This is a genomic window from Streptomyces sp. NPDC050264 (assembly GCF_040655895.1).
In the GTDB taxonomy this organism is placed as follows: Bacteria; Actinomycetota; Actinomycetes; order Streptomycetales; family Streptomycetaceae; genus Streptomyces.
In genome coordinates this window covers 185,512-200,572 of record NZ_JBFAKV010000011.1, presented here as the reverse complement: position 1 = coordinate 200,572, position 15,061 = coordinate 185,512, and the positions used below count along the sequence as shown (strand labels likewise).

General features: G+C 72.6%; 11 protein-coding genes. 7 read left to right on the top strand and 4 right to left on the bottom strand.

Going from position 1 to position 15,061, the window contains the following annotated elements:
- Positions 1 to 20: 20 nt before the first annotated feature.
- A complete protein-coding gene (locus AB0J02_RS21780; protein ID WP_363195374.1) occupies positions 21 to 212 on the bottom strand; it encodes a hypothetical protein in 192 nt (63 codons plus the stop codon).
- A 251-nt stretch (positions 213 to 463) separates the two neighbouring features.
- Here AB0J02_RS21780 and AB0J02_RS21775 point away from each other — a divergent pair, with 251 nt between their 5' ends.
- The 3 genes from AB0J02_RS21775 (at position 464) to AB0J02_RS21765 (ending at position 3,783) form a co-directional block, all read left to right on the top strand.
- Entirely contained in the window at positions 464 to 1,639 is a 1,176-nt protein-coding gene (locus AB0J02_RS21775; RefSeq protein WP_363195373.1) for a damage-control phosphatase ARMT1 family protein, read from the top strand.
- A 138-nt stretch (positions 1,640 to 1,777) separates the two neighbouring features.
- Positions 1,778 to 1,888 (top strand): acyl-CoA dehydrogenase family protein, encoded by a 111-nt coding sequence (locus AB0J02_RS21770; protein ID WP_363195372.1) that lies wholly within the window; start codon positions 1,778 to 1,780, stop codon positions 1,886 to 1,888.
- A 107-nt stretch (positions 1,889 to 1,995) separates the two neighbouring features.
- Entirely contained in the window at positions 1,996 to 3,783 is a 1,788-nt protein-coding gene (locus tag AB0J02_RS21765) for an APC family permease (RefSeq protein WP_363195371.1), read from the top strand.
- Here AB0J02_RS21765 and AB0J02_RS21760 read toward each other — a convergent pair.
- The 3 genes from AB0J02_RS21760 to AB0J02_RS21750 are packed head-to-tail and all read right to left on the bottom strand — an operon-like array spanning position 3,767 to position 6,815.
- Positions 3,767 to 5,437: a hypothetical protein gene (locus AB0J02_RS21760; protein WP_363195370.1), complete on the bottom strand. Its 1,671-nt coding sequence runs from the start codon at positions 5,435 to 5,437 to the stop codon at positions 3,767 to 3,769. The genes AB0J02_RS21765 and AB0J02_RS21760 overlap by 17 nt on opposite strands.
- Positions 5,434 to 6,462 carry a hypothetical protein gene (locus AB0J02_RS21755; RefSeq protein WP_363195369.1) on the bottom strand — a complete coding sequence of 343 codons (1,029 nt, stop codon included), beginning with the start codon at positions 6,460 to 6,462 and terminating at the stop codon, positions 5,434 to 5,436. Before AB0J02_RS21755 ends, AB0J02_RS21760 begins: the two co-directional genes overlap by 4 nt.
- 5 nt (positions 6,463 to 6,467) lie before the next feature.
- Positions 6,468 to 6,815, bottom strand: a complete 348-nt coding sequence (locus tag AB0J02_RS21750; protein ID WP_363195368.1) for a hypothetical protein — start codon at positions 6,813 to 6,815, stop codon at positions 6,468 to 6,470.
- A gap of 319 nt (positions 6,816 to 7,134) precedes the next feature.
- Between AB0J02_RS21750 and AB0J02_RS21745 the strand changes: the two genes are divergently transcribed.
- The 4 genes from AB0J02_RS21745 (at position 7,135) to AB0J02_RS21730 (ending at position 15,046) form a co-directional block, all read left to right on the top strand.
- Entirely contained in the window at positions 7,135 to 11,022 is a 3,888-nt protein-coding gene (locus AB0J02_RS21745) for a Pls/PosA family non-ribosomal peptide synthetase (RefSeq protein ID WP_363195367.1), read from the top strand.
- 71 nt (positions 11,023 to 11,093) lie between these two features.
- Entirely contained in the window at positions 11,094 to 12,437 is a 1,344-nt protein-coding gene (locus tag AB0J02_RS21740; protein WP_363195366.1) for a M1 family metallopeptidase, read from the top strand.
- 126 nt (positions 12,438 to 12,563) lie between these two features.
- Positions 12,564 to 13,400, top strand: coding sequence for a cyclase family protein (locus AB0J02_RS21735; protein ID WP_363195365.1), 837 nt, complete (start codon positions 12,564 to 12,566; stop codon positions 13,398 to 13,400).
- Positions 13,397 to 15,046: a thiamine pyrophosphate-binding protein gene (locus AB0J02_RS21730; RefSeq protein ID WP_363195364.1), complete on the top strand. Its 1,650-nt coding sequence runs from the start codon at positions 13,397 to 13,399 to the stop codon at positions 15,044 to 15,046. The genes AB0J02_RS21735 and AB0J02_RS21730 overlap by 4 nt, the downstream gene beginning before the upstream one ends.
- Positions 15,047 to 15,061: the final 15 nt, after the last annotated feature.

Genomic DNA, 15,061 nt, shown 5'->3' with positions numbered 1-15,061 from the left:
CGGGTCGGGCCGGTGGGTGGTCAGGCGTCCAGGAGCCGGGGGAGGACGACGGTGTCCACGGGGCGCTGGAGGGGGTGGCCGGTGCCGGCCGCGGGCCGTATGCGGCGGGAGGCCGCGAGCAGGCTCGGCGCGGTCGGTCTCGCCGCGGTGCGCGGCCCGCGTGCGAGCCGGGGCCGCGGTGTCCAGCGGGTGAGGGGTTCGGGAAGCCCCATACGTTCCTTGCCTGACGGTGGTGATGGTGGTGGCAGTGGTGCGTGGGTTCGCTCGCGGTGGTCGTCCGCGACTGAGCGAACCGAAACGGTTTCGTACCGCTAAACGCTACGCCCATCGATCATCGAAACGCAAACGTTTCGTTGTGCGTCGCGCTCATCCCGGCCGCGCCCGGCAGGATGGGTCACCTGGCTCCGTCCCGAGCTCCGACGCCAGACCCCCGACCGTGCACTGAACAAGAGGACCGCATCCCATGCCCGACACCCCCGATGCCCCCGTCATCCTGTGCAACGAGCCGGGATCCTTCGCCCGGAGCGTGCTCGCCGAACGGCATCCGGCACTGATCCGGAAGGTCCGCGACGCCTTTCCCTACGGCCCCGAACAGCGCGCCGCGCTCGACGCGCTCCTGAAGCAGGGCACGGAGGGCGAGATCGAGCCGCTCGGCGCGGACGCGCACGATGGCGAGCAGTGGGCGCGGTGGGGGCGGGAGTACTTCGGGCGTTCGTGGTTCGACGTGCCGTTCCTGTGGGCGGAGAGCTACTTCTACCGCCAACTCCTCGAGTCCGTCGGCTACTTCAGGCCCGGGCCCTGGCAGGGGATCGACCCGTTCCGCCCGTTCAAGCAGGCCGAACTGCACACCGCGGAGGCGACGGCGGAGCTGCGGGCTCTCGACCGGCTCGCGACGAAGTCCGTCGACGTACAGGCGCAGGCACTCCTGCACGGCTCCCTCTGGGGCAACCGCGCCGATCTCGGCTTCCGCATCGCTTCCGGCGGCGACCCGGACACCGCGGCGGACACGCCGCTCGTCGCCGACGACTCGCGGTCGCTCCGGTCGCTGCTGGCCACGGGTTCTTCGGCGACCGTCTGCGTGGTCGCGGACAACGCCGGACGCGAACTCGTCCCCGACCTCCTCCTGATCGACCACCTGCTGCGCCACAGCGGCGTCGAGCGGGTCGTTCTGCACGTCAAGCCGTACCCGTACTACGTCTCCGACGCCACCACCGCCGATGTCGTCGACTGCCTGCGCCATCTGCGCCGGGCCGAGGGCGCCGCGCGCACGGTGGGCGAGCGTCTGTGGGAGGACATGGCGCAGGGGCGGATCGCGGTCCGCGCGCACGCCTTCTCCTGCGCGCCGCTGCCGTACGCGGACATGCCCGACGACCTGCGCGGCGACTTCGCGCAGGCCTCGGTGACCGTCATGAAGGGTGATCTGAACTACCGGCGCCTGGTGGGCGACCGATTGTGGCCCGCCACCACTCCGTTCGCCGAGCCCACCGCGTATTTCCCCGGCCCGGTGGCCGCGTTGCGCACCTTGAAGTCCGACGTACTGGTCGGTCTCGACGCGTCGACGGAGTCGGCTCTGGACGCCGCCCACGACCGGCGGTGGCGTACGGACGGCACGCACGCGCTGATCCAGATGCGGCCATGAACGTGCGCCGCTGATCAGGTCAGGTCACGTTTCCAGCGACGCACCGCTCGCCAGACACTCCCGCGGCGAACTGAGCGCTGCGGACGCCGCGTCGGGATCGTCGGACGCTGCCTCCAACTGCGCGTCGCCTACGGCTGCATGCTCGAATACCGCATCGCCCACGACCACCTCGATTCGCGCATCACCACCATCTACGGAGGCACCACGGAGATCATGAAGGAGATCGTCGCGCGCGACCTGGGTCCGTAGGCACAGGTCCGCCCCCGGTCGTTGTGTTGTTCACCTGCCCTCCGGACGGCATTGGGGATACCCTGGCCAGCTCGTAACTCCGGGGGTGCGGGAGGGGGTTGGGCAACATGGGGGACAGGGGCGGTTCAGCGGAGGATGTGGACGAGGGGCGGCGGCTGTCCGTCCTCGATCTGGTGGGACTCGCGGCGGGCGGCGTCGTGGGATCGGGCTGGCTGCTCGCGGCCGGGCAGGCGCACTGGGCGGCAGGCCGGGACGCCGTGTGGGCGTGGGTGATCGGCGGCGCCCTGATGCTGCTGATCGCCGCCGTCATGGTCGAGCTGGGTATCGCCGCGCCCAAGACCGGCGGCCTGATCTTCCTGCCGCTGCAGGCCGCCGGGCCGCTCGTGGCCACCGTCGTGGCCGCCGCCCTGTGGATCGTCTACGCGGTGAACCCGGCGAGCGAGGCCGCCGCCATGGTGCGCGGCCTCGCCCACTGGTTCCCGTCACTGCTGCGCAGCGGGCGGGCCGGCGCGGAGGTCGGCGGCCTGTCCCCGCAAGGCATGGAACGCGCCTACGACCTGTCGGTCACCGGCGCCCTCTTCGCCGTCGTTCTGATGGCGGTGATCGTCGGGTTCAATCTGCTGCCGGCCCGACGGCTGATCCGGCTGAACCTGTTCATCACCGTGGTCAAGGTGCTCGTCCCGCTGCTCATCATCGGCTGTCTCGCCCTGGCCGCGACCAGCACCGTCCGCGGCTGCGCCCCCGACCACGTCTGGTACCTCAGCGCCCAGTCGGGAAGCGTCCGGCATCTGCGCTCGGAGGCCGGACACTTCTCGCCCCTGTACGTGGTGCTCGGCGGCGGCATCATCTACGCGTACATCGGCTTCCAGGCCCCCTTGGACTTCGCGGGCAACGTCAAGCGGCGCGGCATGGGTGAGGCTGCCCGCCTGCGCTGGGCCGTCTACGGCACGCTCGTCGGCGCCGTCGCCCTGTACACGGCGCTGCAGTACGTGTTCTCCCGGCACTGCGGATCGCTCACCGCCGACATGCTGCAGTCGCCGTACGCCCAGTTCGCCACGGCCGCGTCCATGACATGGCTGGCCTGGCTGATCCGCCTGAACGCCGTGCTGTCCCCGATGGGCTCCGGCATCGTGTTCACCCACGCCCTGACCCGCGAGGTCGCCGCCCTCAGCCGCGCCCACCTCACCCATCGCGGACTGCAGACGGCGCGCCGGGCCTCGTTCCGCTTCCGGGGCGGGGAGATCGACGCGTACTGGATGATCCTCATCGTCAACCTCGTCATAGGGCTCGCCGCGCTCGCCGTCGTCCGCGGCAACTGGGAGGAACTCGTCGCCCTCAACAGCGTGCCGATCATGGTGGTCTACGCCATGCCGGGCGTGGTGCTCGTGGCGCTGCCCGGCGCCGACGTGAACGGTGTCCGCAGGGTGGTGCGGTGGTCCCTGGCGTACTGCGCGTTCGTGGCGATCGCCGTGGTGCTCCACGAGGCGGGGTGGGCCGACGTATGGCGGGGCATGGCGGCGGTCGGCATCGGCTCGGCGCTCCTGCTCGCACTGCCCTGGCTGGCCGTGCGCGACCTGCCGTACGTCGGGCGGCTGCTGCGCCACTACGACGCCCGCGAGCATCTCTCGCGTCTCGCCCGGCGGGGCGATCCCGCGGTGGCGCCGCTGTTCTTGCTGGTCGGCCACCTGGGTGTGCTGCTGGCCTGCACGGCGCTCCATGAACTGTTCGGAGACGGCATCGCGTCGGCCACGCGGTCCGGCTCCGTGCTGTCGGCCGTCGTGGTCTTCCCGCTGCTCGTACGGGCGGCCCGCCGCTACATGGACCAGGTGAGACCCACGCTGCCCACCGGACGCGGCGCGGCGAGCGCGCGCCCCCGGATCAGCGCAAGGACTTGACGATCCAGTCGGCCGCCTCGCGCCGGTCGGCCGAACGGAGGGCGTCGACCGCCTCGTCGCGGTGCCGCACGTCCGACCAGCGCCCCACGGTGGCCCGCAACAGCAGCTCCGCGTCGGGGAGCGGGATCGCCAGGATGCCGTTCACCACGACGAGCACGTCGCGCGGCTGCACCAACTGCTCGTTCTCCAGGAACCGTTCGAGGAGCGTCCAGGCCTCCTTCTCCAGGCCGACCATGTGCAACTGCCCCGCGACGTCGGCGACGAGCACCGCGTCGACCGTCAACTCCGGTGACGGATCGGACAGTTCACGGCACGCGGCGTCCACCGACTCGACATGCCTGCTCTGCCGCAGCACGCGCAGGCAGTCCACGAACCACTGCTGGTCGCCGAACGGATTCATCACGGTGACGGCCAGTTGCCGCCCCACCTCGTGCGCGGCGCGGGTGCGCTCGCGGCTGCGCTTGATCCGGTTCAGCAGTTCGGCGAGCTCGCTGCCGGATCGGCCGCGCACCTGTACGGCGGCGATATGGCACAGCAGCGCCGCGCAGGTGTCGTCGCCGCTCTCCTCCTCGTTCAGCCAGTCGCACAGCTGGGCGAGGACGTCGAGGGAGCGAGGCGCCCCGTCGGCGCCGACGGGGACGGTCACGATGTCGGTCAGCAGATCGCGCGTGGTCGTCGTCAGGACCGGGTCCCGGTGCCACAGCGATATCAGCTTGGCCAGCCCCTGGACATCCGTGTGCCCGGCGGCGTGGTGGCGCAGCAGCGCGCACTTGGCGGGGGAGTCCTCCTCGCGGGTCAGCAGGGCGCAGAGTTTGACCACGTCACGCGGTTGCGCGGTGCGGCCGATGTGGGCGGCCAGCGCGTCGTGCCCGGAGCCGCGCCGGGCGATCAGCCGGGCGATCAACTGCCGTGCGTGGTCCACCTGCCGGGCGTCCGGCGCGCTCAGCTGCGTCTGCGCCCACGTCTCCAGGATCTGCCCGTGCGGGCTGAGGTGCAGGAACGCCCCCGCGAGGTCGGCTATCTCCTCGCCCTGTTCCTCCGTGCCGCCGGGCCCGTCGGTGGCGACGGCGCGCAGCGTCAGCTCCAGCAGCCGGTCGGCCTGCCGAGGGCACTTCTCGTCGAGCAGCGCGGTGTGCAGCAGCACCTTGTCCAGGTTGGTGCGGCCCGAGCCGGGGCCGGCGAACACCGCCACCGTGCGGTCCGCGAGTTCGGAGTACTGCTCGTAGACGACCCGTACGAAGACCGCCACGTCGAACGCCGTGCGCTGGCAGGCGACGTCGTGCACGAGGCTCGCGGTGATCGGCGCGTTCGGGCGTCCGGTCTCGCGCACCTGTTGCAGCATGGCCAGTTCGGCGGCCTCGCTGACGGGGCGCGACAAAGCGGCGGTAGCCATGATCATGACGGCGTCCCGGGCATCGAACCCGTCCGACAGGTCCACCAGTTCGTCGACGCTGCGGCGCAGCGCGAAGGCGTGGAGCGCGCGCATCGCCATGGCCTCGCTGCGCGTGGACCGCATCTGGTCGAGGATCCGGGCGAACTGCGGCCCGTCGACCTGGGTGACCCACGCGTAGTCGTCCGTGAGCAGTTTGGCCACGTCCGGCTGGAACAGCAGATGGGTGCGGCGCCCGCCCGGGGCGCCGTCCCCGCCGCTCATCCGCCGCCCAGCAGCGCGGGCTCGATCTCACCCCAGTAGCGGACGAAGTCCACGGGGTTCGACAGCAGCGCCGCGGCGCCGCGCTCGACCCGGCTCGCCAGGTCGCGGCTCTGCTCGTCACCGGACTTGAGGCGGACCACCACGCGGCCCGCGAGGGCCGGCTCCCGCATCAGGCGGCGCAGCTTGCGCTCGCCGTACAGCCTGAGTTCGCGCACCCAGTCGTCCTCGGTCTGCGGCTCACGCCCTGGCGTGCGGCGGCCCTTGGCGTGATTGGTGAACAGCGATGCCGCCTCGGAGGCGTCGTTGAGCAGCATCCGGGGCGCGTCGTGGACCCCGCAGGCCTGCATGCCCTCGTCTATGCCGGCGCGCAGGGCGCCGAGCGTGAGGTCGTCGTCGTGCTCGGACATGCCCTCGCCGAGCACGTTCAGCAGATGTCCGCTGAAGGGGGTGCAGCCGTCGAGCGGGCCCGGCAGGTTGGCGCAGGCGTCGGCCGACGCGTTGTGCACGTGGCCGCCGACCGCGGTGAAGACGCAGGTTCCGTCGGAGCGGGTGCCCAGGATGCCGGGGAGCGGGGACTCCGGGCCGAGGTGGGGCAGCAGGTTCGAGTAACAGCAGTCCGTGATGAGGACCTTCAGGCCGGCCTTGCTCTGCCGCATCGCCCGGTACACGTACCAGGAGGACAGCCAGGTCCACGGCTCGTTGACGCGCGAGGAGCCGACGGCGAAGTGGACCTGTCCTCCGGGGACGTCCTTCCAGTACGCGCCGTGGCCGACATACACCACGAGCAGCGTGTCATCGGGTCCCTCGCCGGCCGATGCCGCGTCCTGCAGCGCGCGCATCACGCCGTCCGCGGAGCGCGCCGCGTCACCGGAGAGGATCACCGAGCGGGCCGCGTCGCCCCACCGCGGATCCCGCGCGAGGGTGTCCCCGTAGGCGCGGGCGCTCCTCTCGATCGTCGGATAACCGCTCATCCCGGAGTGCTCGTCGTAGGTCCCGACGCCTATCACCAGTGCCCGTGAGGCCACGTCCGTCAGCTCCCCTCGGGCGTGGCGGGGCCGTCGCCGTCGGCGGCGATCGGGGGCGGGGACGGCGGCGGTGGCGGGACGACGACGATGGTGACCGGCGGCGGATCGAGCCTGCGCCCACGCCAGTTGTCGATCGCGCGCTGAGCCGCGGCCTGCACCAGGGTGCTGGTGGCGCTGCTGAGCACCGCGATCAGCAGCGCCTCGCTCAGGCCTCCGTCGAGCGTTCCCCCGTCCTCGTCCGACGCGTCCAGCCGCCACTCGAGTCCGGTCTCCCGCCCCAGGTCGGTGAGGAGTTCCTCGGGCTCGTCGAGCCCGACGGGGCCCTCGACCCTCACGGAGATCGTCGCTGTCATGCCGTCCGTTCCTCCCCCGCGGCGGTCTGAACTCCTTTGTAGTCTGCCAGCCGGTCCGGCCCGGCGCGAGAGGGAGCCGATCTCCGTTACAGGCTCATGACACACATGAACTCCCCTTTCGCAGCCGTGTCTTGGCGGACATGGCTGCGCGGGCATGACGTGGCGTAGCCGGGCGAGGTGTCCCCGGTTCGCGGTGCCGCCGGCAGGTGAACCGACTAGGCTATGCCGGTTGTTTGATCCCAGGACCGGACAACCTCGGGCAAACCGGGGGTGGAACGGCGAACTCCCGGGGGTCCCCGGCCCTCGACGATAGGACCCGATGGACGCCACGCGCGCCAACGCTGAACTCGGCCTGCTGGAAGCCGAGTTGAGCGAACCCTTGGGGGAGCCCGCTCTCTTCGCCGCGGGGTGCGCGGCGCAGCCGCGCACCCTCATGGACATTCTCGACGCGACGGTGCGGTCGCACGCCGACGAGCCCGCCCTCGACGACGGCACCCGACAACTGACGTACCGGGCGCTGGCCGCGGAGGTGGAACAGCTACGGCGCGGGCTCGACGCCGCCGGAGTCGGCCGGGGCGACCGCGTCGGAGTCCGCGCGCCGAGTGGCACCAACGAGTTGTACATCGCGATCCTCGCCGTCCTCGCCGCCGGTGCCGCCTACGTTCCGGTCGACGCGGAGGACCCGGACGAGCGCGCCGACCTCGTCTTCGGCGAGGCGGAGGTCCGTACCGTCATCGGCGCCGGACACGGGTTCACCGTCGACAAGCCCGCCGACGTCCCCGCCGGACGGCCCGGGCCCGAGGACGACGCGTGGATCATCTTCACCTCCGGCTCGACCGGCAGGCCCAAGGGCGTCGCGGTCAGCAACCGCAGTGCCGCCGCGTTCGTGGACGCCGAGGCGAAGCTGTTCCTGACCGAGGAGCCGATCGGCCCCGGCGACCGCGTGATGGCCGGGCTGTCCGTCGCGTTCGACGCCTCGTGCGAGGAGATGTGGCTGGCCTGGCGGCACGGCGCCTGCCTGGTGCCGGTGCCGCGCGCGCAGGTGCGCAGCGGCGCCGACCTCGGGCCGTGGCTGGTCGAGCAGGAGATCACCGTGGTCTCCACCGTGCCGACCCTCGCCGCACTGTGGGAGCCCGAGGCACTGGGCGACGTACGCCTGCTGATCTTCGGTGGCGAGGCCTGTCCGCCGGAGCTCGCCCAGCGCCTGGTCACCGAGGGCCGCGAGGTGTGGAACACCTACGGCCCCACCGAGGCCACCGTCGTCGCGTGCGCCGCGCTGATGACAGGGGAGGAGCCCATCCGGATCGGACTGCCGCTGGACGGCTGGGAGTTGGCCGTCGTCGACGAGGCCGGCCGCCCCGTGCCGATGGGCGCGAGCGGCCAGCTCGTCATCGGCGGCGCGGGACTCGCCCGCTACCTCGACCCCGAGAAGGACGCCGAGAAGTACGCGCCCCTGGAGTCGATGGGCTGGCAGCGCGCCTATCGCAGCGGCGACCTCGTCAAGGCGGACCCCGCAGGCCTGATCTTCCTCGGCCGCGCCGACGAGCAGATCAAGCTCGGCGGCCGCCGCATCGAACTCGGCGAGGTCGACGCCGCCCTCCAGGCACTGCCCGGCGTCGCGGGCGCGGCCGCCGCCGTGCGCACGGCACGCGGCGGCAACCAGCTCCTCGTCGGCTACCTCGTCACCCAGGACAGCTTCGACCGCGCCGCCGCCGTCGGCCGACTGCGTGCCGAACTGCCCGCCGCACTCGTGCCGTTGCTGGTCCCCGTCGAGGAGCTGCCCACCCGCACCTCCGGCAAGGTCGACCGCAACGCGTTGCCCTGGCCGCTGCCCGACCTCGACACCGGCGCCGCGGCCGAGCAGCTGTACGGCACCGAGGCCTGGCTCGCCGAACAGTGGAGCGAGACCCTCGGCGCCTCCGTGACCGACGCGTCCGACGACTTCTTCGCGATCGGCGGCAGCAGCCTCGCCGCCGCCCGGCTCACCACCCGGCTGCGCACCCGCTATCCGCGCGCCGCCGTCATCGACATCTACGACCGGCCCATCCTGCGCAAGCTCGCCCGGCGGCTGGAAAAGTCCGTGCGGGACGACGGCGCGGCCCGGTCCGTCGCCCCCGTTCCCGTACGCGCCCAGGCGGCCCAACTAGCCCTCCTGTTACCGCTGTTCACCCTTGTCGGGCTGCGCTGGACCGTCGCGCTCGCCGCGCTCGGCAATGTCCTGCACCACTTCGGCGCCCACCCGTGGATCCCGACCGCCTCCTGGTGGCCGATCGCCGTCGGCGCCCTCGTCCTGTACAGCCCGCCCGGCCGTCTGGGCATCGCGGCGGGCGGCGCCCGGCTGCTCCTGCGCGGTGTCGCGCCCGGCAGCCATCCGCGCGGCGGCTCCGTCCACCTGCGCCTGTGGACCGCGGAACGCCTCGCCGAGTACAGCGGCGCGACCTCCCTGACCGGCTCCTGGCTGGAGCGGTACGCCCGCGCCCTCGGCGCCAGGGTCGGCCCCGACGTCGATCTGCACTCGCTGCCCCCGGTCACCGGTCTGCTCAGGCTCGGCCGCGGCTGCTCCGTCGGCACCGAGGTGGACCTGTCCGGGCACTGGCTGGACGGCGACCGCCTGGAGATCGGCGCCGTCAGGGTCGGCGCGGGAGCCGTGGTCGGCACGCGCAGCGTCCTGTTCCCGGGCGCCCGGGTCGGCAAGCGCGCCGAGGTCGCGCCCGGCTCGGCCGTGCGGGGGCAGATCCCGACCGGTCAGCGCTGGGCGGGAGCGCCCGCGCTCAAGCTGGGCAAGGCCAGGCGCGACTGGCCGAAGGAGCGACCGCCGCGCGCGGTGCACTGGCGTGCGATGTACGGCGCGACGGGCACGGCACTCAGCCTCCTCCCGGTCGCGGCCGCGGTACCCGCGCTCTTCGTGGCACGCGCCTTCGTGCCCGCCGATGCCGCACTCGGCGGGGCCGTACGCGGCGCACTGCTCGCGCTTGTCCCCGCGACCCTGGCCTTCGGCCTCGCCCACGCCGCGCTGATCCTCGTCGGCGTACGGCTGCTCGGCCTCGGCCTGCACACCGGCACCCACCCCACCCACAGCCGGGTCGGCTGGCAGGCCTGGACCGTCACCCAGCTCATGGACCTCTCCCGGCAGGTCCTCTTCCCGCTGTACGCCGCCCTCGTCACCCCACTCTGGATGCGACTGCTCGGCATGCGCGTCGGACGCGGCGCCGAAGTGTCCACCGTGCTCGCGCTGCCCGGCCTGACCACCGTCGGCGAAGGCGCCTTCCTCGCCGACGACACGCTGACCGCCCCGTACGAACTCGGCGGCGGCTGGGTCCTCATCGGCCGCGCGGAGATCGGCCGGCGCGCCTTCCTCGGCAACTCCGGCATGACCGGGCCCGGCCGCCGCGTGCCCGACGACGCGCTGATCGGCGTACTCTCGGCCACCCCGAAGAAGGCCAGGAAGGGCAGCTCCTACCTGGGGCTTCCGCCGGTCGAACTGCCCCGCCCGGCGGCCGCCCACGACGACAGCCGCACCTATGCGCCGCCCACCCGCCTGAAGTGGGCCCGCGCCCTGGTCGAGCTCTGCCGGATCGTCCCGGTGCTCTGCTCGGCGGTGCTCGTGATCCTCACGGCCGCGCTGCTCGCCGCGGCCGCGGAGCACGGGTGGTGGCTGGCGGCACTGCTGTCCGGGGCGGTGCTGCTGGGCGCCGGGGTGCTCGGCTGCCTCGCCGCCCTCGTCGCCAAATGGCTGCTCGTCGGCCGGCACCGCGCCGCAGAGCACCCGCTGTGGTGCGGCTTCGTCTGGCGCAACGAACTCGCCGACACCTTCGTCGAGACGGTCGCCGTGCCCTGGCTCGTCGGCGCCGTCCCCGGCACCCCGCTCCTGAACCTGTGGCTGCGCGGGCTCGGCGCCCGCGTCGGCCGGGGCGTGTGGTGCGAGAGCTACTGGCTGCCGGAGACCGATCTGGTCACTCTCGAACCCGCGGTGAGCGTGAACCGGGGCTGTGTACTGCAGACACACCTCTTCCATGATCGGATCCTGCGGACGGATACTGTGGTTCTCCGTGAGGGTGCCACCGTGGGCCCGGGCGGGATCGTGCTGCCCGGCAGCGAGATCGGAGCCCGTTCGACCCTGGGCCCCGCGTCCCTCGTGATGGCAGGCGAGTCGGTACCGGCGGACACCCGCTGGCTGGGCAACCCGATCGAGGCCTGGCGCCCCTGAGGCGGCGGGCCGCCACCGGACGACAACACGGCGGCACGTCGTACGAGTTCAGGGCAGGGAGCGGACCAGGCGTGAGCGGGCAGCAGAAGACGGCACCGGACCCCTACTTCCCGGGCAACGGTGACTCCCGCTTCCGGGTACACCGTTACGAGCTGGACCTCGACTACCGGCCGGGCCCCAACCGGCTGGAAGGATCGGCCCGGCTCAGCGCGATCGCGGGCCGGGCCCCGCTGGCCGAGTTCCAGCTGAACCTCGGCGACTTCCGGATCAACCGCATCCGCGTCGACGGCCGTGCCCCGCACTACACGCTGCGCGGCGGCAAGCTGCGGGTCCGCCCGGCGAAGACGCTGCCCGCCGGGTCCGCGTTCACCGTAGAGGTCCACTACTCGGGCAACCCGAGACCGGTCAACAGCCCCTGGGGCGGCATCGGTTGGGAGGAGCTGACCGACGGTGCGCTGGTCGCCAGCCAGCCGGTGGGGGCGCCGTCCTGGTTCCCGTGCAACGACCGGCCCGCCGACAAGGCCTCGTACCAGATCGCGGTCACCGCACCCTCGGCGTACCAGGTGGTGATGGGCGGACGGCTGCTGACGCGCACCACCAGAGCCTCCACCACCACATGGCTCTACGAACAGGCCGCGCCCACCTCCAGCTATCTGGTCGGGCTGTCCGTCGGCAGGTACCAGACGGTGCTGCTCGGCGACCCGGGGCTCAGGGGGGTGCCGCAGACCGGGCACTTCCCTGCCCATCTGCTCTCCGACTTCTCCCGGGACTTCGCGCGCCAGCCGCAGATGATGACGCTCTTCGAGGAACTCTTCGGGCCCTACCCCTTCGGCGAGTACGGCGTCGTCGTGGCCGACGAGGAGATCGACGTGCCCGTCGAGGCACAGGGCCTGTCGGTCTTCGGCGTCAACCACGTGGACGGGGCGCGTGGTTCGGAGCACCTGGTCGCGCACGAACTCGCCCACCAATGGTTCGGCAACAGCGTCACCGTCGCCGACTGGCGGCACATCTGGCTCAACGAGGGCCTCGCCAAGTACGCGGAATGGCTCTGGTCGGAACGCTCGGGCGCGCGCAGTGCCCAGGAACTGGCCGTGAGCGCACACCGCCTGCTCGCCACGCAGCCCCAGGACCTCAAACTGGCCGACCCCGGCCGCAAGTGGATGTTCGACGACCGGCTCTACGAACGCGGCGCTCTCGCCGTGCACGCGGTGCGACGCGCGCTCGGCGACGCGGCGTTCTTCCGGATGCTGCGCGAGTGGGCCGTCGTCCACCGGCACGGCGTGGTCGGCACGCAGATGTTCACCGCGCACGTGGAGAGGTTCGCGACCGGACCCGCGGACGAGCTGGACGAGCTGTTCGGCACGTGGTTGTACGGGACGCTGCTGCCCCCGCTCAGCTCGCCGTCCCCGCGCTGATGGCCGTCGCGGTCTCCGGGTGGTCCCAGGTAGAGGCGCGAGGCGGTGGGGTACGCGTCGCTTCCGTGCAGTGCTGACGGGCGTCGCACCATTGTGCGGCCCCGCAACTGCCTTCAGGATGCAGGCATGTCCGAGCCCACGGCAGCATCCGCCACAGCGTCCGGTTCTTCGTCGCCGTCCGTTCTCGCCGCCCTGGTGGCCGGGCTGCGGGGCGGGTCGATCGAAGTCGTCGATCTCACCGCGCCCTTGTCGTCCACCACGCCGGTGCTCCGACTGCCTGCCGAATTCGGGCAGACCGCCGAGTTCGCACTGGAGGAGATCAGCCGGTACGACGACCGGGGGCCCGCCTGGTACTGGAACAACTTCCGTTCCGGTGAGCACACCGGCACGCACTTCGACGCGCCCAACCACTGGGTCACCGGCAAGGACCTCGGGGACGTCGCCTCGGTGCCCGCCCGCCGGCTGGTGGCTCCCGCGGTGGTGCTCGACTTCACCGAGGAGGCCGCCAAGGACCCCGATCTCCTCATCGAGGTGGAGCACGTCCAGGCGTGGCAGGACCGGCACGGCGCGCTGCCCGATGGTGGGTGGCTCCTGGTGCGGACCGGGTGGAGCACCAGATCGCACACCCAGGAGTTGTTCCTCAACGCCGATGAGAACGGGCCGCACACGCCGGGCCTCTCCGCCGAGTGCGCCCGCTGGGTGGCCGAGGAGACGCCGGTGGCCGGGCTCGGCGTGGAGACGGTGGGTACCGACGCGGGCCGGGCGCACTCGTTCGAGCCGGCGTTCCCCTGTCACTCGTACCTGATGGGCAGCGGCAAGTACGGCCTGACGCAGCTGCAGAACCTGGCGGAACTGCCGCCGACCGGGGCCGTCGTGATCGCGGGGCCGCTGCCCATCGTCTCGGGCTCCGGGGCACCGGCGCGGGTCCTCGCCCTCGTCGAACGGGCGGGAGGGGCGTCGTGAAGGTCGCCGAGGCGGTCGGGCGGGCCCTGGTCGCGGCCGGGGTCGGACAGGTCTTCGGAGTGGTCGGCTCCGGCAACTTCCACGTCACCAACGCGATGGTGGCGGCGGGCGCGCGGTTCGTCGCGACGCGCCACGAAGGCGGCGCCGCCACCATGGCCGACGCGTACGCCAGGGTGCGGGGCACCGTGGCGGCGGTCAGTGTGCACCAGGGGTGCGGGCTCACGAACGCGCTCACCGGGATCGGCGAGGCGGCCAAGAGCCGTACGCCGCTCATAGTGGTCGCCGCGGAGGCGTCGCAGCCCGGCTCCAACTTCCGTGTCGACCAAGAGGGGCTGGCGCGGGCACTCGGCGCCGGGAGCGCCCGCGTGACATCCGCGGCGGACGCCGTCGCGCAGACGTACGCCGCCGTGCGCACAGCCGTCCAGGAGCGCCGCACCGTCGTGCTCAACCTGCCGCTCGATGTGCAGGCGCGGGAGTCTCCCGATCCGGACCGGGCGCTGGCCGCCGTCGTCCCGCCGCCTCCGCGCTCCGCCGTCGAGCCGGCCGAGGCGGACGTCGCGGCGCTCGCCGAGCTGCTCGCTCGGGCCGAGCGCCCGGTCCTCCTGGCCGGACGCGGCGCGCGCGGCCCCGGCTGCCGTCAGGCGCTGGAAGCGCTCGCCGAGAGCTGCGGTGCGCTCCTCGCGACCTCGGCGGTGGCCCACGGTCTGTTCCAGGGCAACCCCTGGTCGCTCGACGTGTCGGGCGGCTTCTCGTCACCGCTCGCGGCCGAACTGCTCCAGGGCGCCGATGTGGTCGTGGCCTGGGGCTGTTCGCTGACCATGTGGACGACGCGGCACGGCCGGCTCATCGGCCCGGACACGACCCTGGTCCAGGTCGACGACGACCCCGCGGCGCTCGGCACGCACCGCCCCGTGCACCTCGGGGTCACCGGCGACGTGCTCCTGACGGCGGACAGGACGCGCACCGCGCTCGGGGGGCGTGGCGGCCGCGGCCACCGCACGCCCGACACCGCCGCCGCCCTCGCCGCACGACTGCGGTGGCGCGACATCCCGTACGAGGACGAGGGCACCCGCGAGCGCATCGACCCGCGCACGCTCAGCATCGCCCTCGACGACATCCTCCCCGCCCAGCGCGTGATCGGCGTCGACTCCGGCAACTTCATGGGCCACCCGACGATGTACCTGTCCGTCCCCGACGAGCAGGGCCTCTGTTTCACGCAGGCCTTCCAGTCCATCGGCCTCGGCCTCGCCACCACGATCGGAGCGGCCCTGGCCCGCCCGGACCGCCTCGCGGTGGCCGCGCTCGGCGACGGCGGGACGCTGATGAGCGCCGTCGAACTCGACACGGTGCGACGGCTCGGGCTCCCCATGGTCATCGTCGTCTACAACGACGACGCGTACGGAGCGGAGGTGCACCACTTCGGCCCGGACGGATTCCCGCTCGGCACGGTCGAGTTCCCGCCCACCGACATCGCCGCCGTCGCACGCGGCTACGGCTTCGAGGCGGTCACCGTCCGGACGCCGGACGACCTGAAGCCCGTACGGGACTGGGTCGAGGGCGCGCGGACCGCGCCGCTGCTCGTGGATGCCAAGGTGGTGCGGGAGCGCGGGTCGTGGTGGCTGGAGGAGGCGTTCCGCGGACACTGAACCATGCCGCCCCCA